Source organism: Erysipelothrix rhusiopathiae, assembly GCF_900637845.1.
Taxonomy (GTDB): domain Bacteria; phylum Bacillota_I; class Bacilli_A; order Erysipelotrichales; family Erysipelotrichaceae; genus Erysipelothrix; species Erysipelothrix rhusiopathiae.
Window position 1 is genome coordinate 799,665 of the sequence record NZ_LR134439.1, and the last position, 25,335, is coordinate 824,999.

The window sequence follows — 25,335 nt, forward strand, 5'->3', positions numbered from 1 at the left end:
AAAAAAATGAGAACCGGAGTTCTCATTCAAAGTAATCTTGGGCAATAACACCTGTTACTTCTGGAATTTCATCCATAAGTAAAGCCTCAACGCCACCTTTTAAAGTATAATCGATTAATCCACATCCAATGCAAGCTCCAAGGAGTTTAACGGTCACAACACCGTTTTCATCAACACTGACAAACTCCATGTCACCACCATCACGTTGGATGTAGGGACGTATTTTATCGAGAGATTCAATAATGCGTTCTTCTAGGGTCATGATGGTATCCTCATAAAGTATAGTAATGATGCAGTTATAAATCCGAGTAAAAATCCACCAACGACCTCAACCCATTTATGGCCGAGGACTTCTTTTATCTTTTGTCTATAAATTGGATTCTCTAATGTTGTTTGAGTTAAGACTTCAATATCTTGAATTAATTGTTTTGTAATTTTAATATTCTGTCCGGCATAGTAACGTACATTCGCAGCATCATAAATCACTGTCAACGAAAAGACAAGAGAAATAAAGAAATATTGCGAAGAAAATCCAGACTGGTAGCCAAGCGCAAGTGTTAAACCAATAACAAGAGCGGTATGGGAACTTGGAAAGCCACCACTTTCAAAAATCATACTTAAGTTCTTTTCACCTGTTTTTAAATAGTGGAAAAACGGTTTTAGAACTTGAGCTAAAATATTTGCAACAAGTGCAGAAATAATGGGGTAAAAATTATCGCTCATGTGGTCACCTCTTCGGAAGTTATTATATCATACATTAGATACTGTGTTATAATAACAATGTTATTGAGGTAGAGATTTATGAAAAGAATGTATATGAACGGACAGATTGTCGAGGGGACCATTACAGGAATTCAACCTTATGGAGCCTTTGTCTCAATCGATGAAAATACAACTGGATTAATTCACATATCTGAGATTTCAGATGATTTTGTGCGTGATATTCGCCAATTTGTGAGCCAAGGTGAACGTATCATTGCGAAAATAATTGATGTGAGCGAAGGACCGCATCAATTACGACTCTCGTTGAAAGCATTGAATTACTCTTCACGTAAAGATCGTCAGTCAAAAGATCACAAAAGACCCTTAGTTCCAAGTGATACCATTGGCTTTGAAACGCTTGCGGATATGATGCCTCAGTGGTTATCGGAAAAGGAGAATCCAATGATTAGAGTAGATTTAAAACATGCTTTATTAGAAGAAGATGTATTAAGTTATCAAGACGAAGTGAGTCGTATTCATGATATGATTCATTCACGAAGCGGTAAAGGTAATGATTACCTGGGTTGGCTTGATTGGGCAGAACGCTATGATATTGAAGAATTTGCGCGTATTAAAGAATGTGCAAAACGAATTCAAGATCAAGCTGAAGTTTTACTTGTTTGTGGAATTGGCGGTTCTTATTTGGGAAGTCGTGCTGCGATTGAAATGATTCAAGGCCCTTTCCCAAAAAATGATTTAGAGATTATTTATGTTGGGAATACATTTTCATCAACTTCTGTAGTTCGTATTTTAGACTATATTAAAGATAAAGAAGTTGCATGTAATGTCATTTCCAAATCCGGTACTACAACCGAAACAGCATTAGCATTTAGAATGATTCGTCAGTTTATGGAAGAAAAATATGGCGATGAAGCTTCTAAACGAATTTATGCTACGACGGATAAAGAACGAGGATTATTAAAACCGCAGGCAGATGCCAAGGGATATGAATCGTTTGTAATTCCAGATGATATTGGTGGTCGTTTCTCAGTGATTACTCCTGTGGGATTGTTACCAATGGCAGCAGCAGGCTTAGATATTGATAAGTTTATGGCTGGTGTCAAGAAAGCAACATTTGAATTGAATAATTCTGATTTATCTTCTAACCCTGCATACGTATACGCAGTCGTGCGTCGTATGCTTGAGAAGCAAGGTAAATCAGTGGAAATGTTTGTGAGTTATGAATCACATCTTGTGTTTCTCGCGGAATGGTGGAAACAACTCTTTGGAGAATCTGAAGGGAAAGATGGAAAAGGATTGTTACCTGCAAGTGTAAACTTCTCAACAGACCTTCATTCAATGGGACAGTTTGTACAAGATGGAAATAAAGTTTTATTTGAAACAGTTGTACTTGTTGATAAACCTATTGCAGATATGGTTGTTCCAACGGAAGCGGATGACTTAGACCAAATGAATTATTTGGCTGGTAAGAGTTTGCACTGGATTAATGAAAAAGCATTTGAAGGAACTTTAGAAGCACATGAAGTAACTGGTGGTGTACCCAATGTTCTTATTCATATTGATGAAGCAAATGAAGAGAACTTAGGTTATGCGATGTACTTCTTCTTTAAAGCACTCGCAATGTCGGTATATATGTTAGATGTGAATCCATTTGATCAACCCGGTGTTGAAGTTTATAAGAAAAATATGTTTAAGCTTTTAGGTAAATAATAAAAAACCACCAAATCTGGTGGTTTTTTATTATTTGTGATTCCATTCGAACTACATCTGAAGGGAATATTTTAATTAAGGACAGGCACAATTGCCTTAATTAAACCTTTTGTTGAAAAAGGAAGTTGTGTTTAATCGATAACTTAGATGAGATTAAACGATTTGAGTATTAGAATCAATCATCCTACCAAAGATGATATCATACTGAATTAAATCAAAATCTAATTCACATAAATATTATATAGTAGGATTTATTATGTGAATCAACAAAAGTTTGATTTCACACACAATCGACTTCTATTTGTATCGTGTTAAACACTTATAGAGTAAATATGTGAAATTATTATTAAACTTCCACAAATTTGTATGCAGTAGCACATCCTTAGGTTCATTGTTATTGCTTCAACTCAGAACTTTTTGCGAGTGAAAAATCGATATGGCAGTATCCCCCAGGATGAACTTCAAGATAATCTTGGTGTTCTTCTTCAGCTCTCGTAAAGTTTAAGAGTGGTAACACTTCAACTGCTAGGGGTTTTGAATAGTGTTCTTGGTATGTTTTTAACAGTGATTCAAGATGTTCTTGATCACTTTCGTGTTCATAATAGATCCCTGTACGGTACTGTGTCCCAATATCATTACCTTGTTTGTTGAAACTTGTGGGGTCTATAATTCGAAATAAGTGATCAACGATTTCATCAAGGGAGATGACTGCATGATTATATTGAATCATTACAGCTTCTACAGCACCTGTCTTTCCCGAACAAACTTCTTGATATGAAATGTTCTCTTGATTACTGTTTGCATAACCAACTGCCGTATTCTCAATACCTTTTAATCGCTTATAGTATTCCTGGACACCCCAGAAACACCCGCCAGCAACAAATATTGTACGTAGTTCTCGTGTGTATGGATTTCTCATTGTAGTACCTCCTATGTTTAAAAGATACCATAATTCATGTGTATATCTAAAGTAAAAGGCACTTATCGTGCCTTAGCCCAGTGGTCTAAGCTGGGATAGAGTATTATCATGGAGTCGATAATATCCTATGAGCGTGTGCTCTAATCAATAATATAGTGTATAATCGTTATAATATGATGAAGGCATTGTTAATTTTACGTTAAAACGTGATTTATGATACAATGCTTAAATGGAGGAATTGCTATGAGTGAATTAATAAACTTTAGAGATTTTGGTGGATATCCCACTAAAGATGGCCGAAAAATTAAAACAGGTATTTTTTATCGTTCCGGTTCTTACCGTGATCTGACTGAGGAAGACCGAGCTTACGTTAAAACATTAAACATTCAAAATTTACATGATTTTAGAGAACCAACTGAGTTGGATAAGGATGAACGCAAGGAAGGCCTTGCAAAGAATGTTCATAATATATCCGCATCGTTACATCTCGGAGGGTTTGAAGAAGACCCAAGTGTTCCTTATACAGTGTTATCTTCTGAGAGTATGATTGAGTTTTACGAAAAATTACCGTTTTCGAACCCAGCTTATCAAAATGTGTTTAAAGTATTACAAGAAGATGATGCAGTACCATATTTACATAATTGCACTGCAGGTAAAGATAGAACAGGCGTTGCGACAGCGTTGATCCAATTAGCTCTAGGTATGCATGAAGATGCGATTGTTTATGATTACATGCTTTCTATGGAAGCGTATGACGCAATTTTCGAGAATGAGGTACGCCGTCTTAAAGAAGGACGTACAGTAGAAACATTACTTTATAAAGTTCCAGGACTCATTATTAAACCAGGATATCTGAAGAGTGCCCTATCAGCAATCATTGAAAAATACGGAACGTATGAATCTTATTTTGAAGAAGAGTATGGCTTGGATTCAGAAAAACTTGAAGCGTTGCGTAATCGTTATACCGAACGATAACATAATCTAACATAGTTTTGGAGTATCCATAACACAATTATTTTGTATACTCTAGGTGTAAGAAGAAATCTTACCTGTATGAACCTCTTCTCCAAAATATTCATATCCCCTTATGAATAACAACAACAATAATATTCATACAGAATTCTTTCCCCTTAATATAAAAAAAGCACCCTAGTTCGCTAAGGTGTTTTTTTTATATAAAGATATCATTGACGCGTTCTGTTTCTTCTGAAAATTCATCACGATATTTTTCGGCAATAATCGCTTCGCCTTTTTGAATCGATGCTTGGACATCGATTATACGTTGGTTTGTTGAACCTCTAAACAGAGCAGCAAGATTTTTTTTCTTGATTAGAAAACGACCATCAATGAGGATATCAAGTTGTGATAGATATTTTTGAACAAAAGGATCACGATGTCGTAAGAGTGCCTCAAAGGTGTAACCACTATAAGACCATAAATTATATCCTTCTTTTTTTAACCTTTTCGCAATCAAATAGAGTTGCTCAGCCTGTACAAAAGGCTCACCACCAGAAAATGTAACTCGTTTTAAATCAGCTTCTAGAATTTGATTAATAACTTCATCAACCTCAATAAGCTCTCCACCGTCAAAAGGAATTGAGCGTTGATTATGACATCCAGGACAGTTGTGAGGACAGCCCTGTGTAAAAACCACAGAGCGTATCCCCTCACCATCAACTATGGAGTCAGAAATAAAGGAAGCGAGTCTAATCTTCATAACGATGTTTTACACGATCATGTTCTTCAGATCGTTTCGCATCATTAAATCGATCCAAGGTTCCAACAAGGTACCCAGTAATACGTCGAATACGCTCGAACCCATAATCACCATCAGTTTCTAAACGCCCGCAACTAGGGCATTCTTCATTGATAATTCCGGTGAATCCACAAAGTGGATCACGATCGACAGGGTGGTTAATTGCACCATAACCAATTTCGTTATCGTGCATCATACGTACAACTTCCTCAAAGGCTTCAAGGTTTTGAGTAGTATCGCCATCAAGTTCTACGTAGGTGATATGACCACCGTTTGTAAGGGCATGGTACGGTGCCTCAATAGCCAATTTATCTTTGATTGAAATATCATAATAAACAGGAACATGGAATGAATTAGTATAGTATGTTCGGTCGGTAACTTCAGGAATTGATCCGAATATGGATCGGTCAATGCCAACAAAACGACCTGATAAACCTTCAGCAGGAGTTGCGATTAGCGAGAAGTTTAACTGTTCTTCTTCAGTATACTTATCGGCTAGATCTCGCATAAATCCAACAATTTCGAGTCCAATACGTTGTGATTCTTCACTCTCACCATGGTGTGAACCTGTGAGTGCTTTTAGACACTCTGCAAGTCCAATAAATCCGAAAGCAAGTGAACCGTGTTTCAATACTTTGCGTAAGTTGTCTTTTGGTTTAAGATCCTTTGAATTTTTCCAAACACCCTGACCGAGTAAAAATTTGAAATTCGATACCGACTTATTGCATTGAATTTCGAATCGTTCAAGCAATTGATCTTTAACAAGATCCATGAGATGCTCAAGTTCTTTATAGAACCCATCAAAGTCTGGTTCTTCATGATTAAGAATACCGTGCTTGATTCCGAGTCTTACAAGGTTTATAGAAGTAAAACTTAGGTTACCACGTCCAGTAACTTCTTCATGTTCTGGGTCTGTAACATCGCCCATGACACGTGTACGACATCCCATGTATGTAATCTCTGTTTCATATCGACCATCTTTGTAATATTGTTTATTGAAGGGTGAATCGATAAATGAGAAGTTTGGGAAGAGTCGCTTAGCAGATGTCTTGATCGCTAGTTTAAAAAGGTCGTAGTTAGGATCTTCGGGGTAATAATTAACGCCTTCTTTAATTTTAAAAATTGAAATAGGGAAAATAGGGGTTTCGCCTTTACCCAGCCCTTTATCAAGTGCTTTAAGGTAGTTTTCCATTACCATTCTTCCTTCTGGACTTATATCGGTTCCGAAGTTAATTGAACTAAAAGGTACTTGCGCACCAGCACGAGAATGCATTGTGTTTAGATTGTGGATAAATGCTTCCATAGCCTGAAATGTAATACGATCGGTTGTTCGTAGTGCTTTATCATAAGCTTTATCAAGCAAGCCCATTAATGTAGCATCTTTCTTCATCAAAGGTTCAAATGATTGAATATCAACGGTAATTGATGGGAGTTGATCAATATGTTTAATAATTTTAGTAAAGTCCACTTCCTCGAGGTGCTCAGTAACTTCTAAAAAATCATATAATTTTTGTTTAAATTGTTTCTTAAATGTTGCAAGTACACCGGGAGCCATATAATAATCAAATGCAGGGATACTTTGTCCTCCGTGTTGATCATTTTGGTTCGACTGAATTGCGATTGCTGCAAGTGCAGCGTAAGAAATGATATCTTTCGGCTTACGTAAATGACCGTGTCCTGTAGAAAATCCATTCTCAAATAATTGTTCGAGATTAATTTGATTACATGTTGTAGTTCCCATTGGTAAAAAATCCATATCATGTATATGAATTTGTCCTGCATCATGTGCTTCGTAATAGTCCTCGCTCATTTGATATGCTTTTGCGAATTCTTTAGAGACGGTTGATCCAAACTGCAGCATCATACCCATCGGACTGTTACCATCAACGTTCGCATTCTCACGTTTTGAATCTTCTTCAACAGCTTCTTTTTGATTTAACTTCTCAATCGCTTTAAGAAATTTATGTTGTTTTGAGATGAAAATTTTTCGTGACTCATTGCGTCGATTACGGTACTGAGAAAAAGATTCATATACATCGGTATAATTTTGACGGAGAAGTTCACGTTCAATTAAATCCTGAATATGTTCAATGGAAATATAGTCTTCATGTGTAGCGATTTCTTCAATTTGCTTCAAAACCTCCATGTAGACGTGATTTGCATCATCATTGGAATATTTATTTGATTCAAGGGAATCAAATCCTTTTTTGATTGCGATTGCAATTTTTTCACCATTAAATTTCATTTTCTGGTTATCACGCTTTAGTATCGTGATTTTTTCTAAGTGTTCTAATCCTTCCATTTTTTTCCTCCTGCAGTGTATCGATCACGGACTTTTATCCATGATTATCTTGTATATCTATCATACATTTAGATGGAAATCTTGCCAAGATGAAATAGGCCTACAAATGATTAGTACACTACTTCACAAGTAAAAACGTATATTATTTAACGCTTATCGTTATTAATTCAAGAAACATTCATGTTTTTTTAGTTTTTTTTAGGTTATAATGCGTTATGCAGCTTAAAAATGAAGATTATGCAAATATATGATGATTATCATTGTGTGATATAATCAAAATAGAAAGATAGGGGTGACGAAGTGATAATTGTAAGACTAGATCGGGTCATGGCAGATCGTAAAATGACGCTCAAAGAATTGTCTGAACGAACAGGACTATCTGAAGTGAACCTTTCGAAATTAAAAAACTCTCGTGTTAAGGCGATTCGATTTTCAACATTGAACGCAATTTGCACAGAGTTGAAGTGTCAACCACGCGATATCTTGGAGTTTGTATATGATATCTAGTGGTGAATGGTTGAGGGGTTATCGATTCGTGATACTTATTTAAAACCAAGAGAAGGATCTCTTGGTTTTATTATATATAAGGATAGTTTAGTTTATTTGATAATATTATTTGTGTGAGGGTTTGATTCGTGGACATAAAAGTTGGCATATCATGCGTTGTTTTTGGTATATATAAGAATAAATTGTATTTTGAATGAATATTTGTTAAAATTAGACTAGAAAAGATAGAAAAGGTTGGATATTATGGCAAAAGTATTATTACTAATCATATCTGCGGTTATAATTGTTTTATCTCTATTACAAAGTGGAAAATCAGAAGGATTTACAGGAGCCTTTTCAGGCGGAAAAGGATTAGACTTATTCTCGAACACAAAAGAACGTGGGGCAGAAAAGGTTATATCTAATTTAACGATGGGTGCAGGAATTGTATTCTTCGCTCTTGTTTTGTTTATCCTTAAAACACAAGTATAGGAGAAACCGCTAAAAAGCGGTTTTTATTTTATGAGTAAATATAAAAATTATGAAGCAGTGAAGACTCAATTAGAGTCATTAAAAGAAAAAGTGTTATTAAGTGCGTTTATAGAGAGCGTAGTTGAAAGCAAAAAAATAAATGTTGGTGAAATTGATGAAGTGCTTGAAGAAATGTCTTTAAGTAAAGAGATTGTCATCGATGGGGAGGATCTTTACTATATCGATAATGTGAAGTATGGTATTGGTTCTTTTCGTGTTGTCCGAGAAACGTTCGCTTTTGCGGAAACGATAAGTGATTCGTTTTATATTGGTAAAGACGATTTTAACGGTGCACTCGATATGGATGATGTGCTTTTTGAAATCAAGAGTAATGAAAAACGATTTGGTGTTGTGATTAAATCAGTAAAACGTAATCGCGATGTTATTTTAGGAACGATGAAGAAAGACGGGAAGAAATTATTCTTCATTCCTTATGATAATAAGATTACATTTAAAGTTGAATATGATGCGTCAAATCTTGATTTAAAAGAAAATGATCGTTGTATTGGTCGAATAACTTCAGTTGGAGAACGCATTCATGTAGACATTATTTCAGTATTAGGGCAAGCTGATGAACCGGGGATGGATGTTTTAAGTGTTCTCTTTGTTTACGGTATTGATAACGATTTTAAACAAGAAGTTTTAGACGAGATTAAAAATGTACCTACCGAAATTGATCAAAATGAGACAAAGCACCGTATGGACCACCGCGATCAGTACGTTATTACGATTGATGGTGAGGATGCAAAAGATTTAGATGACGCAATTTATATGGAAGCTTTAAATGGGGGATACCGTCTGTATGTTCATATTGCGGATGTAGGACATTATGTTCAACCGCAAACCGCTTTAGATCAAAGTGCATACGAACGAAGTTCTTCAGTTTATATGGTTGACCGCGTGGTACCAATGCTACCGAAAGAACTCTCAAACGGTATTTGTTCATTACATCCAAATGTAGATCGATTAACAATGACATGCCAAATAGATATTAGCTATGCGGGGGAAGTTATTGACTATAACATCTATGAATCCGTTATTTGTTCTAAACGTCGTATGAGCTATAAGGAAGTAAATACGTCACCGGATCTTGGTGAAGTTCAAGAAATGGTCAGTATGATGCTCGATTGCGCACGACGTCTTCAGTATAAGCGAAACCAAGCAGGTCAAATAGGTTTTGATAGTGCCGAAAGTCAATTTGTAATCGATCATGAAGGAAATGTATTAGATATTTTCTTAAGAGAACGTGGCGAAGCTGAGGAAATGATTGAATCCTTTATGGTTATTGCGAATGAGGTTGTGGCACAACACTGTCGTTACCAATCAATACCCGTACTCTATCGAGTTCACGAAGCACCAGACCGTGAAAAGATGCAGGAATTAAGTCATACACTTCGTATTTTAGGGTACCGACTGAAAGGAAATCTTGAAGAAATTCGACCAAAAGAAATTCAAAAAGCATTAAAATTCTTTGAAGGGAAGCCAGAATATCCTGTTGTATCCCGTTTAATGTTGCGATCAATGACAAAAGCTAAGTACAGTCAAGAACCGCTCGGTCATTTTGGACTTGCATTAGAAGACTATACACACTTTACGTCACCGATTCGTCGTTACCCGGATCTATTACTCCACCAACGCATTAAACAATATGCAGTGAAACATGATTTTTCAAAATTAGAAAAAGATGAGCAATTTACGATTGAAGCAGGATTGCATGTATCTAAAAAAGAACGTTCGATTTTAGATGCTGAGCGTCAAGTTGAAAAAATTAAGAAAGCTCAATTTATGTCTAACAAAATTGGTGAAGAATATGTTGGTTTTATTAGTGGAATTAGTAATTTTGGAATTTTTGTGGAATTACCAAATACTGTCGAAGGACTTATTCATGTACGAAATCTAAATGATGATTTCTATACATTTGATGGACCTTCACAAAAAATGATTGGCGAACGTACGGGTAGAACGTATTCGATTGGTCAAAAACTTAAAGTTAAACTTGTTTCGGTCGATGATCTTGAGCATGTTGTTAATTTTGAGATTATTGGTCAGAAGAAAATGAGTCGTCGAAAACCAGATTCAAGGAAGGATGGGTTCAAATCAAAAGACCGTCCGAGTGAGTCAAGAAATACTGATAAGCGAAAGGGGCGAAGAATTAATGACCGTCGTCGCAAAAAATCGTAAAGCATTTCATGAATACTTTATTGAAGATCGTTATGAGGCTGGAATTGTTTTGACGGGTACAGAAATAAAATCCGTTCGTCAGGGCAAAGTCCAGTTAAAAGATGCCTTTATTTCGATCGTGAACGGTGAGGCATTTATTAAAGGAATGCACATCGCGCAGTTTGAACAAGGAAATCGGTTCAATCATGATGAAACGCGCGAACGCAAGTTACTTTTGCATCAGCATGAAATAGAGAAACTTGTTAAAGCGCAACAACTTCAAGGATATACAATCGTACCTCTAGATCTTCACTTATCACGTGGTCGTGCAAAACTTGAAATTGCAACTGCGAAAGGAAAGCACCTCTTCGACAAACGTCAAGTTGAAAAGGAACGAAGTATTAAAAGAGATATCGAAAAAGCTATGAAACGATAAGAAGCATTTATGCTTCTTTTTTAGGTGAAATATCTTTTTCAACAAACTTATAATTGCAATAACGAAAAGTATGAATAATTGACTTATTTAGGATTAAGTTGTACTATCTAGATAACACATGGAGGTGTTGATTATGAAACTTTGGATGATAATCTTAGCAATTGTGGTTGTAATTGCATTGTTTGCAATTTCAGCTTACAACGGATTAGTAAAACTTCGTAATATGGTTGAGGAAGCTTTCTCAACAATGGATGTATATTTGAAAAAACGTTACGATTTAATTCCGAACCTTGTAGAAACGGTAAAGGGTTATGCAGGACATGAGAAAGATACACTCGAAAATGTTATTGCGGCTCGTAATAAGGCTGTAAATGCTCAAGGCATGGAAGAACAATTAGCTGCAGAAGGTGATTTAAGCAAGACAATGGGACGCTTATTTGCACTTACCGAAAGTTACCCTGATCTTAAAGCAAATACAAACTTTATGGATTTACAAGGTCAACTTAAAACAATTGAGACAGAAATTGCGCAATCCCGTAAATACTATAACGGTGTAACACGTCAGTATAATACAAAGCGTGAAACATTCCCTACAAATATTTTTGCGAATATGTTTGGATTTGGACGCAAACCTCTTTATGAAGTTGATAATGAGTCAGAACGTCAAAACGTTAAAGTTCAGTTTTAATTGAGGGAGGTTACTCCCTTTTTTTATAAGGAGGATTATTATATGAAACGCATAAAACAGTTGTTATTTATTATGGTGTTAGCTTTAACACTTTTCATAACTCCTTTATCGGCAAATGAGACAAAGAGCAACGCAGCGAGTTTACCGAATCCAACGTCTTCAGATATTCAGAATCATTATAAGGATTATGGATTTCCAGTAGTTGGGGAATCATTTGATATTACTTTGGATGTTAAAGAAGATGGTCGCATAAATATCAATATTGTCTTGGATGCATATTTCCACGAGCCAAGACAAGGGATTTTTGTAACAATTTCCGACCGCTATAATGATTATGACTTTGGCGAAGGAAAAAAAGATTATGTTTTCCCAACATCAGATATCCGAGTGAAGAATCGTGAGGTTGATATTGATCATAATAGTGATGGAGCTGTATTAAAAATTGGGACACCTGGGAAATATCTACAAGGTTCCCAACAATATGAATTTTCATATGTCGTTAATACGAGAGACTTGGAATTATCTCGAGGCGATCTTTTATATCAGAACTTAATTACAAAATATTGGGATTTCCCAATGATGAAAACATCATTCAAAATCCATATGCCGAAGGAGTTTGAAGCGACACCCAAATTTTACGCAACAAGTGCCAACTTGCCTGTGAACTATAAAGTAGAGGGGACCACGATTACTGGATCATTTGATCAACCTATTTATAATGAGGCTTTAACGGTTTGGTTGGATTTACCTCATAATTATTTTGTATTTCCTGTTTTTGATAATACACGCATCACAGTTACAATTGCGGGAATTTTGGCCTTTGCTATTTCAGTTCTTTTCTTCAAATATGGTCGTGAGTATCCTGTTGTAGAGACAGTCGAGTTCAGTGCTCCATATGGTTTATCCAGTGCAGAGATAGGGTATGTTTACCGTGGTTATTCAAAATCCCAAGATATAGTCTCGTTAATTATCTATTGGGCTTCAAAAGGTTTCCTAACTATTGAAGAATTGGATGAAAAAGGAACTAACATTAAGTTAACTAAGATTGCGGAGCTATCAGATGTACGAAATCGCGAAGAGTTGCGTGTGTTTAATGCGCTCTTTAAGAATAGAGAGGAAGTAACTACAAAAGAATTAAATACCAAATTTGGTAATGTAATTAGCAATGCTACAGCATCTTTATCTTTAAGATTTAGACAAAATAAAGAAGAGCGTATTTTTTCGAAAAAATCTACAGTCTTGAAGTCTATTGGAATGTTTTTAGCCCCGGTTGGTATTGCAATCGTATTAGCATCAGTCGGATATGCACGTATGGGAATTGAGGAGGATGCTTATATCTTTGGTATTATGGGTTACGGTCTCTTTATGGTTCTAGGTATTTTCGGTTACTATGCTACGTCTTTTGATGGTGTAGCAGGTACTCGTAATCCGAAAAGCATGTCAGTCCTATTTTTTATTATTAGTGCGATCGCAACGGTTGCTTTAACCTTTGCGACTGGATGGGGTTTTAAAAATCCCGTTCCAATGCTCTTAGCTTATGTTTTTTATCTAGTGAGTGTTGTGAGTGTTGCAAATATGGGGAGAAGAACTCAGATTGGTTCTGAGTGGTACGGACAAATTTTAGGACTCAAGCGATTTATTGAAGTCGCTGAACAAAGTAGAATTGAAGCGTTAGTTGAAGAGACGCCCGAAATATTCTATGACATTCTTCCTTATGCATATGTACTTGGGGTCACAGATGTTTGGTCAAAGAAATTTGAATCAATTGCCATTCAACAACCTGACTGGTATATTTCATCTCAACCTAACTTTACATCCTACTATATGTGGCATTCATTGAGCCGTTCGATGAATACCTTACAATCATCAATGGTTTCTATCCCAGCTCCTACCGCTTCATCGGGCGGTGGCTCATTTGGGTCCGGCGGCGGTGGCGGCGGATTCTCCGGTGGTGGATTTGGTGGAACTGGTGGCGGAAGCTGGTAAAAGCATCTCAAAAGAGATGCTTTTTTCTTTATATTCAGGAAATTGAAATATAAGGTATAATATTAGTATTGAATATAGGGGGTCATGATGGATTTTTTTAAAGGTTACAAATTCAAAACGGTAATTGCAGTTGTTTTTAAATTTATAGAAGCTGTTTTTGAATTGTTTTTACCATTATTAATGGTAAAATTAATCGATGTCGGTATCGCTGGAAATGATTTTAAATACATTTATAAGATGAGTGGATATATGTTATTGTTCACAATATTGGGTTATACGTCTTCAATTGTCTGTCAATATTTGGCATCCCAAATTTCGCAGCAAGTCGGAGGACGTATTCGTCTTTCGTTGTTTAAAAAAATTAATACTCTGTCTCTTGGAGACACGAATTTATATTCGAGCTCCATGTTGACAACTCGTGTTACAACGGACGTGAATCAAATCCAGGAAATGATTGCTAAAACAATTCGCCTGGCGGTTCGAGCTCCCATGATTATGTTAGGGAGCTTGTATGCCCTCTACCATCTTAGTCCAACGTTAGGTAAACAGTTAATGATTGCACTTCCCCTTTTTCTAGTCGTTGTAGGATTATTTATGCGGTTTTCAATGGTATATCATCTCGATGCACAGACATCTCTTGATCAAGTTGGTCATAAGGTTAAAGAGTACCTAAGTGGTGTGAGAATTGTTCGTGCATTTTCCCAAAATGATCGTGAAATTAATAATTTTACCAACCATAATAATACATTAGAAAATAAGCAGCTAAAAGTAGGATTTGTCTCGACACTTTCAAGTCCCCTAACATCGTTTATGATGAATCTGGTTTTGGTAGTCCTTGTCTATTCGGGAGCATTACAAATCAATGAAGGCATGATGACGCAGGGACAGATGGTTGCTGTTATAAACTATTGTACGCAACTTGTTATGACCTTAATTGTTTTTATGAACTTGGTGATGATTTTTGCAAGAGGGTATACTTCGAAGAAAAGAGTCGATGAGATTCTTGAACTTGAATCAAGTATGGATGTATCGGGTGAAAGTATTCTTTCAGAGGGTCCAATAAAAATTGAATTTCAAGATGTTTCATTTGCTTACCCTCACACAAATCGCAAAGTATTGAGGAATCTCAATTTGAAAATTAATCCAAGTGAGACTTTAGGAATAATTGGTCTTACTGGGAGTGGAAAAAGTAGTTTGGTGAAATTACTACCTCGATTGTACGATGTAAGTGATGGAACCCTTAAAATTAATGATAAAAACATTACATCTTATTCTGTTGAATCGCTTCGAAATCGTATCGGATATGTATCTCAAAGTGCATCATTTCTGAGTGTGACGATGGAAGATAATATTCGAATGGGGCAAGAGAGCGATATTGAGAAGGCATTAGAACATGCTGAGGGTAAAGAGTTAGTAGACAAAGGATTAGATTTGAAAGTTCAAGAGGGAGGGACTAATTTATCCGGTGGACAACGGCAACGATTGAGTATTGCACGAGCACTTGCAAAAAAACCGAGTCTGTTGATTTTTGATGATTCATTCAGCGCTCTTGATTACCTCACGGATAAGCGACTTCGCAAAAATTTAGAACGTTATTATGCACAAAGTACTAAAATCATTATCAGTCAGAGAACAAGTTCAGTTATGAGCGCAGATAGTATTATTGTAATTGATAAAGGAACAATCATTGCGCAAGGAAGCCATGAAACGCTGTTGGAAAGATGCAATCTATATCAACGCATCTACGCACTTCAAGAGGAGGGGACACATGAAAAAAAATAGAAAACTTCTTTTGTTTTGTGTTCTAGCGAGCATCGTCTCAAGCATTGCTTTAGTCATAACGCCATACTTTCTTGGTAAAGCAATTGATGGCATGGTGGGTTATCAAAACGTTGATTTAAAATACGCGATTGAAATGTTAAGTTATACAGCGATTGCATACCTAATTCATTTTATATTAAGTTGGGCAACCAATCGCATGGCAAATCGATTCTCTGTTCGATTTGTTTCGAATCTAAGATCAAAACTCATGGAAAAAATCTCCCGTCTACCAATCTCTTTTATCGATCAGCACGCACACGGTGATATTCAAAATTTATTTGTAATGGACAGTGAGCTCATTATTGATGGATTGTATCTTTTGTTGACACAGTTTCTGGGAGGGGTATTTGTTGTTCTGGTAGCGGCGTTTTATATGATTCGCATAAATGTTGTGATGAGTCTTGTTGTATTTGTTATGGTTCCAATCGTTTATTTCACTTCAAAAATGATTTCTCGAAAATCTTTCGGATACTTTCAGCGACAACAAGAACTTTCGGGTAAACTTAGTGGTAGAACATCTGAATTTGTGGATAACTACCAATTAGTTCTTACAAGTAATTATCAAGATCAGGCGATTCATGAATTTTCAACAATCAACGACGAGCTCAATAAAGTCGGTGAAAAAGCACAGTTTATGTCTGCCCTCACAAACCCTACAACACGATTGATGAATAATTTATCCTATGTATTATTAGGACTGACAGGTGCTTTTGGTGTGCTGAATCATACAATAACAATCGGTCTCATGACAAGTTTTCTAAGTTATTCAATGATGTTCTCTAAACCATTTAATGAGTTTAGTGCGATTATTTCGCAAATAATTGCTGCGAAGGCAAGTTATGAACGTTTACAAAAAGTTCTTGATGAAGAAGACCAAATTGATTGTACACATGAAGAAAGATTAGAAGGTAAAACTGTTGTTTTTGACAATGTTAATTTCTCATATGATGGAAAAAACAAGATCATTGAAAACTTGAATTTAGATATTAAGCCATTAAGTAAGGTCGCAATTGTCGGTCCTACAGGTGCGGGTAAATCTACGATGTTAAACCTGTTGATGCGGTATTACGATGTAGATTCGGGATCAATCTTAATAGATGATTTAAATGTTGACGAAGTTTCTCGATCAAGCATTCGTCAAACAATGTCAATCGTATTACAGGACCCTTGGTTGTTTGAAGGAACCATTCGTGACAACATTGCCTATGGAAATGAAATGGCATCTGAAGAAGAAATTATTCGTGCTGCAAAACAAGCAGGATGTCACGACTATATTATTTCACTCGATGATGGATATGATTCTCTTGTCACATTAGGCTCTAAAAATATGTCATTGGGGCAGAAACAACTCATCACGATTGCAAGAGCTCTGTTAGTAGATGTTCCGATAATTATTCTGGATGAAGCCACGAGTAGTGTTGATGTAGTTACAGAGCGCCATATTCAAAACGTATTTACTCAAATTATGAAGTCACATACAACGTTCTTTGTAGCACATAGACTCTCAACGGTTACCGATTCGGATATGATTCTTGTAATGAAATCTGGAAGACTCGTAGAACAGGGTACACACCAGGAACTTATTGAACGTAAAGGCTTTTATCATGAACTTTACATGAGTCAATACTGATGTGAAGTTATGTGACAATCTAATGAATATATTTAATAAAAACACAAAATATGATATTCTTATAGACAGTCATGAATATTCACCGATAGCGTGATATAATTAGTGAGAATAAGGAGGTTCTTATGCCATTTGCCTTAATAACATTTCAATCAATCATCAATAGTTTAAAGGCTATCGTAGACTTTTCAATTATTTGGGTTTTGGTTTATTACATTTTAAGAATTGTTAGAAATAATTCTCGAACTGTTCAGATTTTCAAAGGAATCGTATTAATCATTGCGATGCGCTTTGTTGCTCATAAACTAAGCCTCACTACATTAAAAGCTCTACTCGATCTATTGATTCAATATGGATTCTTAGTCGTAGTCATTATTTTTGTGCCGGAAATCCGAGCTATGTTGGAAAGACTCGGAAAAACATCCGTTTTTTCAGCACTCCATTCTTTATCCGGTAATGAGAAAGAAAAACTTGTGGACGAGCTTGTTGATGCAGCAACAGTGCTTGCAGAACGAAAAACAGGTGCTCTTATTACACTTGAACAAGGTCATTCTTTAGCGGATTATATTAAAACGGGAACGCCAATTAACTCATCCGTTACCTCGGAACTTTTATGTTCTATTTTTGTTACGTCAACACCACTTCATGATGGTGCAGTAATAATTCAAGGGGATCGCATTGCATGTGCGTCGGCTTATTTCCCACCGACGGCTCAAGATTTACCAACCCGTTATGGTGCACGTCATCGTGCAGCGATTGGTTTAAGTGAAGTTACAGACTCAGTAACGATTATTGTATCCGAAGAAACGGGAACAATTTCGATTGCTGAAGGCGGAAAACTTCGAGAAATGGATGCTGCGAGCTTACGAGAGTATCTCAATCTTCTTATCCAAAATAGTGAAAAAGAAGTAAGTCAGAGTTTAGGTGCACATCGTAAACAACGTAAATTTAATTTATCGAAACTGAATGTGGATCCAATTAAAATTGAAAAGGTTGATAGTTCAGATTTAAACCTTAAATCGACAGAACCTACAGAAACGAATGTGGAAAAACGAGACTTTTCAAAATTGATGGGTATTTTCAAGAAAAAACCTAAAGATACGGAGTCAAAAGATAAGTCATCAGAGAACGAGCAAGACTTAACAAAGAGTCAAGATGATTCTTCACAGGATGAAGATGTGAAAACATCAGATATTGAGGAATCAGTGACGAAAGCAGATGATACGAATTCATCAGATAAATTAAACGATGAAGGAGGTGAGCCAAATGAGTCCGAAGAAAGATAAGAAAAATAAAAAATTTGATTCTGAGGATAAACTTGAGCTTGCGCAGATTATCGCAGAACGATCTGAAAAAATTACGAATTTAACCGAATCAATTGGTGATGCTTTCCTTCGAGTATTACGTTGGCTAAGTGCATGGTTTGATCGAATTCTCTTTAATCCTCGTCATGCTAAACTCGTGGCGTTCGCAGTTGCGTTACTTATCTATTTTGCATTTAACGTATCTGCATCAACACCATCTCCTGTAAATCAAGCACGTCAAATTCCAGACGTTCCAGTTGTTGTAAAATATAACTCAGAGATGTATGAAGTTGTAGATTTTGATGAAAAAGTAGATGTCATTGTATTTGGGGACTATAGTGATATTTCAATGGTAAACCCTCAAAATGACCTAAAAGTTGAACTAGACTTGAGTGGACTTGCAGAAGGAACACATCAAGTTAATTACAAAACGAATATTACTTCAGCTCGCATCCGAACAACAATTACACCGGCTTCAGCTAATGTAACGATTCGAATCAAAGAAGCAAAACGCATGACATTAAGTACTGAATTCGTTAACCAAAATAAACTTGGAAGCCAATATGTATTGGGTACACCAGAGTTAGAAACGCAAGATGTAACGATTAAAGCTTCGAAAGAAACAATGTCACAAGTGGCATTCGTAAAAGCATTAATTGATGTTAGTGGACAAACAGAACAGTTTACAACTGATGCAGAAATCGTAGCTTATAACCAACAAGGTGAACGTCTAACGACAGTTGATGTATTGCCGAAGACGGTTAAAGCGAAGGTAGATGTAACGTCACCTAATAAAACTGTTCCGATCAAGCCAGTTTTCCAAGGAGATATTCCAGAAGGCAAGGCGATTGCATCGTTATCAATGGATAATGAAGCGATGACAATTTATGCTCAGCAATCAGTTCTTGATAGCATTGAGGAAATTAAAGTTCCAATTCAAGCGAGTGGTCTAACAAAAGATACGAAGCTCGTTCATAACATCAGTCTTCCATCGGGAGTTCGTCACGGTACAGTTTCAAAAGTAAACTTTGATATCAAACTCGGTGAAGGTGAAACTAAGAAATTCGATGATATTCCAATTCTATTTGTGCATAATGTTAATCAGTTGAAGATTTCGCCGGGAACATCGGGTGATCAAAAAACTGCAACAACAACGTCATTAGAAGTATTTGGAACGAAAGAAAACATTGAAAAATTCAAGCCTGAAAACGTTAAAGTGTATATTGATATGCGTGATATTGAACCAGGTGATAATCAAGAGGTTAAACTCTACGTAGAATATAACGATCCAACATCGTCGCTCTACACAGTTAAATCAACAAAAGAAACAGCAGTATTTAGTTTTAGAAAATAAGAGGTAAGTATTTATGGGTAAGTATTTTGGAACGGACGGACTTCGCGGTAAAGCGAATGAAGCTCTAAGTTTGGATATTGCAATTAAAGTGGGACAATACTTAGGTTACTCGTTTAAAGGTGAGAAAATTGTAGTTGGCCAAGACACACGACTTTCTTCAGGAATGTTTGCAAGTGCAATTGCTGCAGGAGCAACTTCTATGGGTGCTGATGTATATCTACTTGGTGTTTGTGCTACTCCAGCACTTGCATACGCAGTTAAAAACGAAGGCTTCGCTGGTGGTGTAATGATTTCCGCGAGTCATAATCCTTACTACGATAATGGCTTAAAATGCTTTGCTTCGACAGGTATGAAAATATCTGCAGATTTAGAAGAAAAAATTGAAGCGTACATTGATGGTGAAATATCCATCGATGTTGCGCATAGTAATGAAATTGGACGTGTTGTGGAATTTCCAGAAGGATTGGAAACATACATTCAATATCTTGAATCGCTAATCGATGTACGTTTTGACGGTCTTAACATCGTCCTCGATACGGCAAATGGCTCGGCTGTTTCTTCCGCAGAACGTCTATTTAAAGATTTAGGCGCTTGTGTGACTGTTATGAATAACAATCCGGATGGACTCAATATTAATACTGAGTGTGGATCAACACATCCGGAGTCACTTCAAGCAAAAGTAGTTGAAATGGGTGCAGATATGGGATTTGCATTTGACGGGGACGCTGATCGATGTCTCGCAGTTAATCATAAAGGCGAGATGGTTGATGGTGATGAAATCTTATTTATTCTTGGTCGCTTCTTTAAATCAGAAAAACAGCTTAAAGAAGATACGATTGTGTCAACCGTCATGGCAAATTTAGGGTTCTTGAAATCCTGTCAAAAATCAGGTTTGAATGTAATTACAACAGATGTTGGTGATAAACATGTTTACGCATCAATGAATGAGAATGATTACAAGCTTGGTGGTGAACAATCGGGCCATATTATACTAAAAGATTATGCAACAACAGGTGATGGCGTGCTGACTGCACTTGTTATTGCTGAAATAGCATCAAAAGCTGGAAAGACATTAGCAGAACTCGGTTCGGAATGTATTCGATTCCCACAACTACTTCAAAATGTTCCTGTTAATGATAAACAAGCAGTTATGAATCACGACTCTGTAAAAGAGGCTGAGAACCGCATTCATCGCGCTTTGGGTGATGAAGGGCGCTTACTTCTTAGACCGTCAGGTACAGAACCGCTTGTCCGCGTCATGGTAGAAGCGCAAACAGATGATTTGTGTGAACACTATGTCAATGATATGATTAATGTAATCAATAACATTGAGTAAGGGTGATAATATGAAATATGTGATCAGTATTGTAGAAGATGAAAAAGATTTAAATGAACTTGTAAAGAGTTATTTAGAAAACGCTGGTTATGAAGTCCGCTCTTATTACACATATGATGAAGCGAATGCCCATGTTCAAGATGACGATGTTCATCTATGGATTTTGGATATTATGCTTGATGATAAGAGTGGTTTTGACTTGATTGAACGCATTAAAATGCATTCGCCTGCTACTCCGGTAATTTTTATGTCTGCACGAGATAAAGAATTTGATCGAATTATTGGTTTGGAAAAGGGTAGTGATGATTACATTACGAAACCTTTTTCACCCAAAGAGCTAGTGTTGCGGGTTAATAACATTATTAAACGTTCTTATAATCAAGACCTTCAAACGGAAGTTGATGGTTATGTCATTGATGAGAAACAACGTAAAGCGAGCAAAGATGGCTATGAACTTGAACTTACAACAAAAGAGTTTGATCTCTTGATGCTTTTCGTCAAAAATAGAGGTGTTGCCTTTACACGTGAGCAAATTCTTGTTCATGTATGGGAAACCAATTATTTTGGTTCAGATCGCGTTGTAGATGATACCTTGAGACGTCTTCGAAAAAAAATGCCTGGTCTTAATATACAAACAATATACGGATTCGGATATCGTCTTGGATGATGAGAAATATTCGTGAGTTTATAAGAAAGCTATCGTTAACACAGCAATTAATTGCAATTGTTGTTTTTACTTTTGCTTTCTTTTTAGTATTCTTTTTCGGAGCGTTGTCATTAAATATCGATAAATTTGTTGATAAACAAATGTATGACTTAATACATCGAACACAACAAAATGTTATCTACAACTATAAACGTGGCTTAGATGATGTTGATTTATATGGAGCAAATGATCCAAATATCATCCATGTCATTCGAAATAAAGATGGAAGCATAAAATCAAATGGATTGAGTCTCATTAACGTCGATTTATTAAAACAAGTTAAGATCCAAATGGATGCAGTTGAGCTTGAACAGAGTATTAACTATCGTTTTAAAGATAGCAGTCTTTATACAATTACTAATATTCCAGATAAGCAAGCAAGCATCGCAACCTTAATTTCTAGAAATTATCAGAATGAATTTAAATCGTTATTACTTAATAACGTTATTAATATGATCTTGATAATAATTGGTGTTGTTTTTCTACTACTTCTCGTATGGGTTAGTTATATTATTCATCCACTAAATCAAATACGTGCGTATATTGAGAAAATTAAGCGTAACGAAGATGCGGAGTTAAATATTGAACGTCATGATGAAATTGGTGAGTTGGCTGATGTTCTTGTGGAAATGAATGAGGAATTAAAGCGTCAGGAACGTGTTAAAGAAGAAATGATTCAAAACATATCACACGATCTTAAAACGCCGATAGCGACGATTAAATCGTATAGTGAAGCAATTAAAGACGGTGTGTATCCTTACGAAACACTTGAAAAATCAGTGGATGTAATCATTCAACATGCCGATCGATTAGAGAAAAAAGTATATAATCTATTGATGTTGAATCGCATGGATTATATGACTCATGAACAAATCGATCAGAACAGTAATATAGAATTGAGAGAAACGATTGAATCTGTAATTGTTTCCTCAAGTCAAATAAGACCCGAAATTGAACTAATCTTAAATGCGGAAGAACATAATGTGTTCTTTGGTACAGAGGAGCCATGGCGTGTTGTTGTTGAGAATCTTCTCGACAATGCTTTGCGATATGCTAAGACTAAAATTATCATCACACTAAAAGATAATTACGTTTCAGTATATAATGATGGCTCGACTATCAATGAAAATCGAACAGAACAAATCTTTAATGCATACGAAAAAGGCGAAGGCGGTCAGTTTGGATTGGGACTTTCGATCGTCAACAAAGTCGCAACAAATTATGGTTATACAGTAAGTGCTTCAAACGTCGATGAAGGCGTTATATTTGAAATTAGAAAGGCAGGAATTTAAATGAAACAAAAAATTGATTCACGCATTGCAGTATTAATTGATGCTGAAAACGTTCCATATGCTAATATAGGGGGCGTATTAAGAGAAGTTGCTCGTTATGGTACACCTACCGTAAAAAGAATCTACGGAGACTGGACAAAACAAACAGCTTCTGGATGGAAAAGTCATTTGTTGGAACATGCAATTACTCCTATCCAACAATACTCTTACACCACCGGGAAAAATTCTTCGGATTCTGCGATGATAATTGATGCGATGGATATTTTGTATGAGGGAAATGTTGAATCCTTTTGTATTGTCTCTTCAGACAGTGATTTTACGCGCCTTGCTGTGCGTTTAAGGGAGGCAGGGAAGTATGTGATTGGAATTGGGGAACAGAAGACTCCAAGTGCCTTTATCGCATCCTGTGACAAGTTTATTTATATTGAGATTATCGATCTTGTTGAAACTGAAAGTGTTGATTCCAAAACTAAACTTTCGGTAGACAAAAAGAATAAGCTTCACCAACTCATTGCATCTTCGATTAATGACCTCGCAGATGACAATGGTTATGTATTTATGGGTGATTTAGGAAATTTAATTATGAAAAAACAACCGGATTTTGATCCGAGAAACTACGGATATTATCAATTAACACCGCTGATCAAAGCATTAGGACAATTCGACATCGATGAAAGACGGATTCCAAATAGTAATGTTAAACATGTGTACATCCGAAACAAATAGTTTATAATGTAAGTGAAAAGAGGATTTGTATGCATAAGAAATTAGTTTTAGCGAGTCAATCACCAAGAAGACGAGAATTAGTAACGAAACTTGGGGTGGCTTTTAATGTTGTATCACCGACAAGTGATGAGACCCTTGATTCATCGCTTACAGTGGAAGGACAAATAGAAAAAATATCTGAAGAAAAAGCATTGAGTGTTTTTGAGAATTATCAAGATTGTGTTGTTCTAGGATCGGATACCGTAGTTGTGCTCAACGGAGAAGTTCTTGGGAAACCAAAAAATGAAGAAGACGCAAAAGATACTTTAATGAAATTATCTGGATCAAAACATGACGTCATTACAGGTGTGTGTCTTGTTTCATCAGAATGCAAACGTGTATTCTCAGTTAAAACTGAAGTTGAATTCTTTGAACTTACAGAAGCAGAAATCGACGCTTATGTTGCGACCAAAGAACCTTTAGATAAAGCTGGCAGTTACAGTATACAAGGGTTTGGGTCTGTATTTGTGAAAGAAATTGTTGGTGACTTCTATTCTGTAATGGGTCTACCAATTTCTCGAGTAAATCAAGAATTAATCCACAACGAGTGGTAAAAAAACGAAGCAATTCGTTTTTTTTATGCATTTTATATCAAAAATTATAAGTTTTGTTCCATATTTAACCTAAATTTCAATATCTTAAGGTATTGTAAGGGAGTAATAACTATTGGTAGCAAAACTATCATGCCTTTCAAATGAAGGAATAAAAGGTGCGTGGGGCATCTTTTATTTTAGATAAAATAGCGGATAAAACGTTATTTTTTTTCGCATTTGCTTATTTGTCTCAATGTGTCATGATATAGATACAAAATGAAAGTAGAAGGTGTTATTGTGGATTACGAAATAAAGGAATTAAATTATGAGGCGTTCATTCCCATCTACAACAATTTTATGATAAACGATTTCCCAGATGATGAATTGAGATCATTACACAGTATTAAAAGAATGTTTAGAGATGGTCGTTATTCGGTTTTAGTGATGGTTGAAGATGATGTACTTCTTGCTTACGCAAACTTTATAACTGATGAAGATGGGCGCGTTGCGCTTCTCGATTATTATGCTGTGACGCAAGCGAGACGTGGTCAAGGAATTGGAACACTGTTCTTACAAAAGATACGAGAAACACTTGATGTTGATGGATTATTGATTGAGAGTGAAAGACCGGATAAGGCTGAGACAGAAGAAGATCGCATCACTCGCACAAAACGTATTGGTTTTTACGAACAAAATGACTCTATAATCACTGAATATACTTGGGAAGCCTATGGTGTTATCTATAATTTGTTATATCTTCCTATTGGTAAAGATGTTGATAATGTAGATGTAGGGTATAAAATTAAAGAAATGTATGGATTCACCTTGCCAAAATCATTATTAGAAAAGTACACAAAATTATATATCGAATAATTAAAAGAATCTCGATCAGCTCGAGAT

At 36.0% G+C, this 25,335-nt stretch carries 23 protein-coding genes and 1 pseudogene; 19 read left to right on the forward strand and 5 right to left on the reverse strand.

Annotation, left to right across the window (positions count from 1 at the left end; all coding sequences use genetic code 11):
- Nucleotides 1-22: 22 nt before the first annotated feature.
- Both EL194_RS03910 and EL194_RS03915 read right to left on the reverse strand, forming a co-directional pair.
- On the reverse strand, nt 23-262 hold the full coding sequence (locus EL194_RS03910) for a NifU family protein (protein ID WP_003775957.1): 240 nt from the start codon (nt 260-262) through the stop codon (nt 23-25).
- Nucleotides 259-723 (reverse strand): divergent PAP2 family protein, encoded by a 465-nt coding sequence (locus EL194_RS03915; protein ID WP_003775955.1) that lies wholly within the window; start codon nt 721-723, stop codon nt 259-261. Before EL194_RS03915 ends, EL194_RS03910 begins: the two co-directional genes overlap by 4 nt.
- 93 nt (nt 724-816) lie before the next feature.
- Here EL194_RS03915 and EL194_RS08640 point away from each other — a divergent pair.
- Both EL194_RS08640 and EL194_RS03920 read left to right on the forward strand, forming a co-directional pair.
- A pseudogene (locus EL194_RS08640) lies at nt 817-1,140 on the forward strand (S1 RNA-binding domain-containing protein); the annotation flags it as partial.
- A 24-nt stretch (nt 1,141-1,164) separates the two neighbouring features.
- On the forward strand, nt 1,165-2,433 hold the full coding sequence (locus tag EL194_RS03920; RefSeq protein WP_034886913.1) for a glucose-6-phosphate isomerase: 1,269 nt from the start codon (nt 1,165-1,167) through the stop codon (nt 2,431-2,433).
- A gap of 394 nt (nt 2,434-2,827) precedes the next feature.
- On the opposite strand, the gene msrA is transcribed toward EL194_RS03920, so the two are convergent.
- Nucleotides 2,828-3,352, reverse strand: a complete 525-nt coding sequence (gene msrA, locus EL194_RS03925) for a peptide-methionine (S)-S-oxide reductase MsrA (protein WP_003775950.1) — start codon at nt 3,350-3,352, stop codon at nt 2,828-2,830.
- Nucleotides 3,353-3,595: 243 nt separating this feature from the next.
- On the opposite strand from msrA, the gene EL194_RS03930 reads away from it, so the two are divergent.
- Nucleotides 3,596-4,327 carry a tyrosine-protein phosphatase gene (locus EL194_RS03930; protein ID WP_034886888.1) on the forward strand — a complete coding sequence of 244 codons (732 nt, stop codon included), beginning with the start codon at nt 3,596-3,598 and terminating at the stop codon, nt 4,325-4,327.
- Nucleotides 4,328-4,523: 196 nt separating this feature from the next.
- Here EL194_RS03930 and nrdG read toward each other — a convergent pair whose 3' ends face one another.
- Both nrdG and EL194_RS03940 read right to left on the reverse strand, forming a co-directional pair.
- The gene (gene nrdG / locus EL194_RS03935) at nt 4,524-5,069 is read right to left on the reverse strand and encodes an anaerobic ribonucleoside-triphosphate reductase activating protein (RefSeq protein ID WP_003775947.1); all 546 of its coding nucleotides are present in this window, start codon (nt 5,067-5,069) and stop codon (nt 4,524-4,526) included.
- Nucleotides 5,059-7,410 carry an anaerobic ribonucleoside triphosphate reductase gene (locus EL194_RS03940; protein ID WP_003775946.1) on the reverse strand — a complete coding sequence of 784 codons (2,352 nt, stop codon included), beginning with the start codon at nt 7,408-7,410 and terminating at the stop codon, nt 5,059-5,061. Before EL194_RS03940 ends, nrdG begins: the two co-directional genes overlap by 11 nt.
- A gap of 300 nt (nt 7,411-7,710) precedes the next feature.
- On the opposite strand from EL194_RS03940, the gene EL194_RS03945 reads away from it, so the two are divergent.
- The 16 genes from EL194_RS03945 (at nt 7,711) to EL194_RS04020 (ending at nt 25,308) form a co-directional block, all read left to right on the forward strand.
- Nucleotides 7,711-7,917, forward strand: a complete 207-nt coding sequence (locus EL194_RS03945; protein ID WP_013852454.1) for a helix-turn-helix domain-containing protein — start codon at nt 7,711-7,713, stop codon at nt 7,915-7,917.
- Nucleotides 7,918-8,160: 243 nt separating this feature from the next.
- Nucleotides 8,161-8,388 carry a preprotein translocase subunit SecG gene (gene secG / locus EL194_RS03950; RefSeq protein ID WP_003775940.1) on the forward strand — a complete coding sequence of 76 codons (228 nt, stop codon included), beginning with the start codon at nt 8,161-8,163 and terminating at the stop codon, nt 8,386-8,388.
- A 30-nt stretch (nt 8,389-8,418) separates the two neighbouring features.
- A complete protein-coding gene (gene rnr / locus EL194_RS03955; protein ID WP_003775938.1) occupies nt 8,419-10,608 on the forward strand; it encodes a ribonuclease R in 2,190 nt (729 codons plus the stop codon).
- The gene (gene smpB, locus EL194_RS03960) at nt 10,583-11,023 is read left to right on the forward strand and encodes an SsrA-binding protein SmpB (protein ID WP_003775937.1); all 441 of its coding nucleotides are present in this window, start codon (nt 10,583-10,585) and stop codon (nt 11,021-11,023) included. Before rnr ends, smpB begins: the two co-directional genes overlap by 26 nt.
- Nucleotides 11,024-11,156: 133 nt before the next feature.
- Nucleotides 11,157-11,711 (forward strand): LemA family protein, encoded by a 555-nt coding sequence (locus EL194_RS03965; RefSeq protein ID WP_013852455.1) that lies wholly within the window; start codon nt 11,157-11,159, stop codon nt 11,709-11,711.
- Nucleotides 11,712-11,753: 42 nt separating this feature from the next.
- Nucleotides 11,754-13,697, forward strand: a complete 1,944-nt coding sequence (locus EL194_RS03970; protein ID WP_034886886.1) for a DUF2207 domain-containing protein — start codon at nt 11,754-11,756, stop codon at nt 13,695-13,697.
- An 87-nt stretch (nt 13,698-13,784) separates the two neighbouring features.
- Nucleotides 13,785-15,479, forward strand: a complete 1,695-nt coding sequence (locus tag EL194_RS03975; protein WP_051009471.1) for an ABC transporter ATP-binding protein — start codon at nt 13,785-13,787, stop codon at nt 15,477-15,479.
- The gene (locus tag EL194_RS03980; protein ID WP_003775929.1) at nt 15,466-17,148 is read left to right on the forward strand and encodes an ABC transporter ATP-binding protein; all 1,683 of its coding nucleotides are present in this window, start codon (nt 15,466-15,468) and stop codon (nt 17,146-17,148) included. Before EL194_RS03975 ends, EL194_RS03980 begins: the two co-directional genes overlap by 14 nt.
- Before the next feature lie 122 nt (nt 17,149-17,270).
- Nucleotides 17,271-18,431, forward strand: coding sequence for a diadenylate cyclase CdaA (cdaA, locus tag EL194_RS03985; RefSeq protein ID WP_003775927.1), 1,161 nt, complete (start codon nt 17,271-17,273; stop codon nt 18,429-18,431).
- A complete protein-coding gene (locus tag EL194_RS03990; protein WP_003775925.1) occupies nt 18,412-19,803 on the forward strand; it encodes a CdaR family protein in 1,392 nt (463 codons plus the stop codon). Before cdaA ends, EL194_RS03990 begins: the two co-directional genes overlap by 20 nt.
- Nucleotides 19,804-19,816: 13 nt before the next feature.
- Nucleotides 19,817-21,139: a phosphoglucosamine mutase gene (gene glmM / locus EL194_RS03995; RefSeq protein ID WP_003775923.1), complete on the forward strand. Its 1,323-nt coding sequence runs from the start codon at nt 19,817-19,819 to the stop codon at nt 21,137-21,139.
- 10 nt (nt 21,140-21,149) lie between these two features.
- A complete protein-coding gene (locus EL194_RS04000) occupies nt 21,150-21,806 on the forward strand; it encodes a response regulator transcription factor (RefSeq protein WP_003775921.1) in 657 nt (218 codons plus the stop codon).
- A complete protein-coding gene (locus EL194_RS04005; RefSeq protein WP_003775919.1) occupies nt 21,803-23,137 on the forward strand; it encodes a sensor histidine kinase in 1,335 nt (444 codons plus the stop codon). Before EL194_RS04000 ends, EL194_RS04005 begins: the two co-directional genes overlap by 4 nt.
- Nucleotides 23,138-23,863, forward strand: coding sequence for an NYN domain-containing protein (locus EL194_RS04010; protein ID WP_003775918.1), 726 nt, complete (start codon nt 23,138-23,140; stop codon nt 23,861-23,863).
- 29 nt (nt 23,864-23,892) lie between these two features.
- On the forward strand, nt 23,893-24,456 hold the full coding sequence (locus EL194_RS04015; RefSeq protein WP_003775915.1) for a Maf family protein: 564 nt from the start codon (nt 23,893-23,895) through the stop codon (nt 24,454-24,456).
- Nucleotides 24,457-24,732: 276 nt separating this feature from the next.
- Nucleotides 24,733-25,308, forward strand: coding sequence for a GNAT family N-acetyltransferase (locus EL194_RS04020; RefSeq protein ID WP_232013000.1), 576 nt, complete (start codon nt 24,733-24,735; stop codon nt 25,306-25,308).
- Nucleotides 25,309-25,335 lie beyond the last annotated feature (27 nt).

Excerpts from the sequence above, each read along its gene's own strand:
- EL194_RS03910 (WP_003775957.1), bottom strand. The coding sequence starts at position 262 with ATGACCCTAGAAGAACGCATTATTGAATCTCTCGATAAAATACGTCCC.
- EL194_RS03940 (WP_003775946.1), bottom strand. The coding sequence starts at position 7,410 with ATGGAAGGATTAGAACACTTAGAAAAAATCACGATACTAAAGCGTGAT.
- EL194_RS03975 (WP_051009471.1), top strand. The coding sequence starts at position 13,785 with ATGGATTTTTTTAAAGGTTACAAATTCAAAACGGTAATTGCAGTTGTT.
- rnr (WP_003775938.1), top strand. The coding sequence starts at position 8,419 with ATGAGTAAATATAAAAATTATGAAGCAGTGAAGACTCAATTAGAGTCA.
- smpB (WP_003775937.1), top strand. The coding sequence starts at position 10,583 with ATGACCGTCGTCGCAAAAAATCGTAAAGCATTTCATGAATACTTTATT.
- EL194_RS03965 (WP_013852455.1), top strand. The coding sequence starts at position 11,157 with ATGAAACTTTGGATGATAATCTTAGCAATTGTGGTTGTAATTGCATTG.
- EL194_RS04000 (WP_003775921.1), top strand. The coding sequence starts at position 21,150 with ATGAAATATGTGATCAGTATTGTAGAAGATGAAAAAGATTTAAATGAA.
- EL194_RS04005 (WP_003775919.1), top strand. The coding sequence starts at position 21,803 with ATGATGAGAAATATTCGTGAGTTTATAAGAAAGCTATCGTTAACACAG.
- EL194_RS03915 (WP_003775955.1), bottom strand. The coding sequence starts at position 723 with ATGAGCGATAATTTTTACCCCATTATTTCTGCACTTGTTGCAAATATT.
- msrA (WP_003775950.1), bottom strand. The coding sequence starts at position 3,352 with ATGAGAAATCCATACACACGAGAACTACGTACAATATTTGTTGCTGGC.
- EL194_RS04010 (WP_003775918.1), top strand. The coding sequence starts at position 23,138 with ATGAAACAAAAAATTGATTCACGCATTGCAGTATTAATTGATGCTGAA.
- glmM (WP_003775923.1), top strand. The coding sequence starts at position 19,817 with ATGGGTAAGTATTTTGGAACGGACGGACTTCGCGGTAAAGCGAATGAA.
- EL194_RS03930 (WP_034886888.1), top strand. The coding sequence starts at position 3,596 with ATGAGTGAATTAATAAACTTTAGAGATTTTGGTGGATATCCCACTAAA.
- secG (WP_003775940.1), top strand. The coding sequence starts at position 8,161 with ATGGCAAAAGTATTATTACTAATCATATCTGCGGTTATAATTGTTTTA.
- EL194_RS03970 (WP_034886886.1), top strand. The coding sequence starts at position 11,754 with ATGAAACGCATAAAACAGTTGTTATTTATTATGGTGTTAGCTTTAACA.
- EL194_RS03990 (WP_003775925.1), top strand. The coding sequence starts at position 18,412 with ATGAGTCCGAAGAAAGATAAGAAAAATAAAAAATTTGATTCTGAGGAT.
- EL194_RS03980 (WP_003775929.1), top strand. The coding sequence starts at position 15,466 with ATGAAAAAAAATAGAAAACTTCTTTTGTTTTGTGTTCTAGCGAGCATC.
- nrdG (WP_003775947.1), bottom strand. The coding sequence starts at position 5,069 with ATGAAGATTAGACTCGCTTCCTTTATTTCTGACTCCATAGTTGATGGT.
- EL194_RS04015 (WP_003775915.1), top strand. The coding sequence starts at position 23,893 with ATGCATAAGAAATTAGTTTTAGCGAGTCAATCACCAAGAAGACGAGAA.
- EL194_RS03920 (WP_034886913.1), top strand. The coding sequence starts at position 1,165 with ATGATTAGAGTAGATTTAAAACATGCTTTATTAGAAGAAGATGTATTA.
- cdaA (WP_003775927.1), top strand. The coding sequence starts at position 17,271 with ATGCCATTTGCCTTAATAACATTTCAATCAATCATCAATAGTTTAAAG.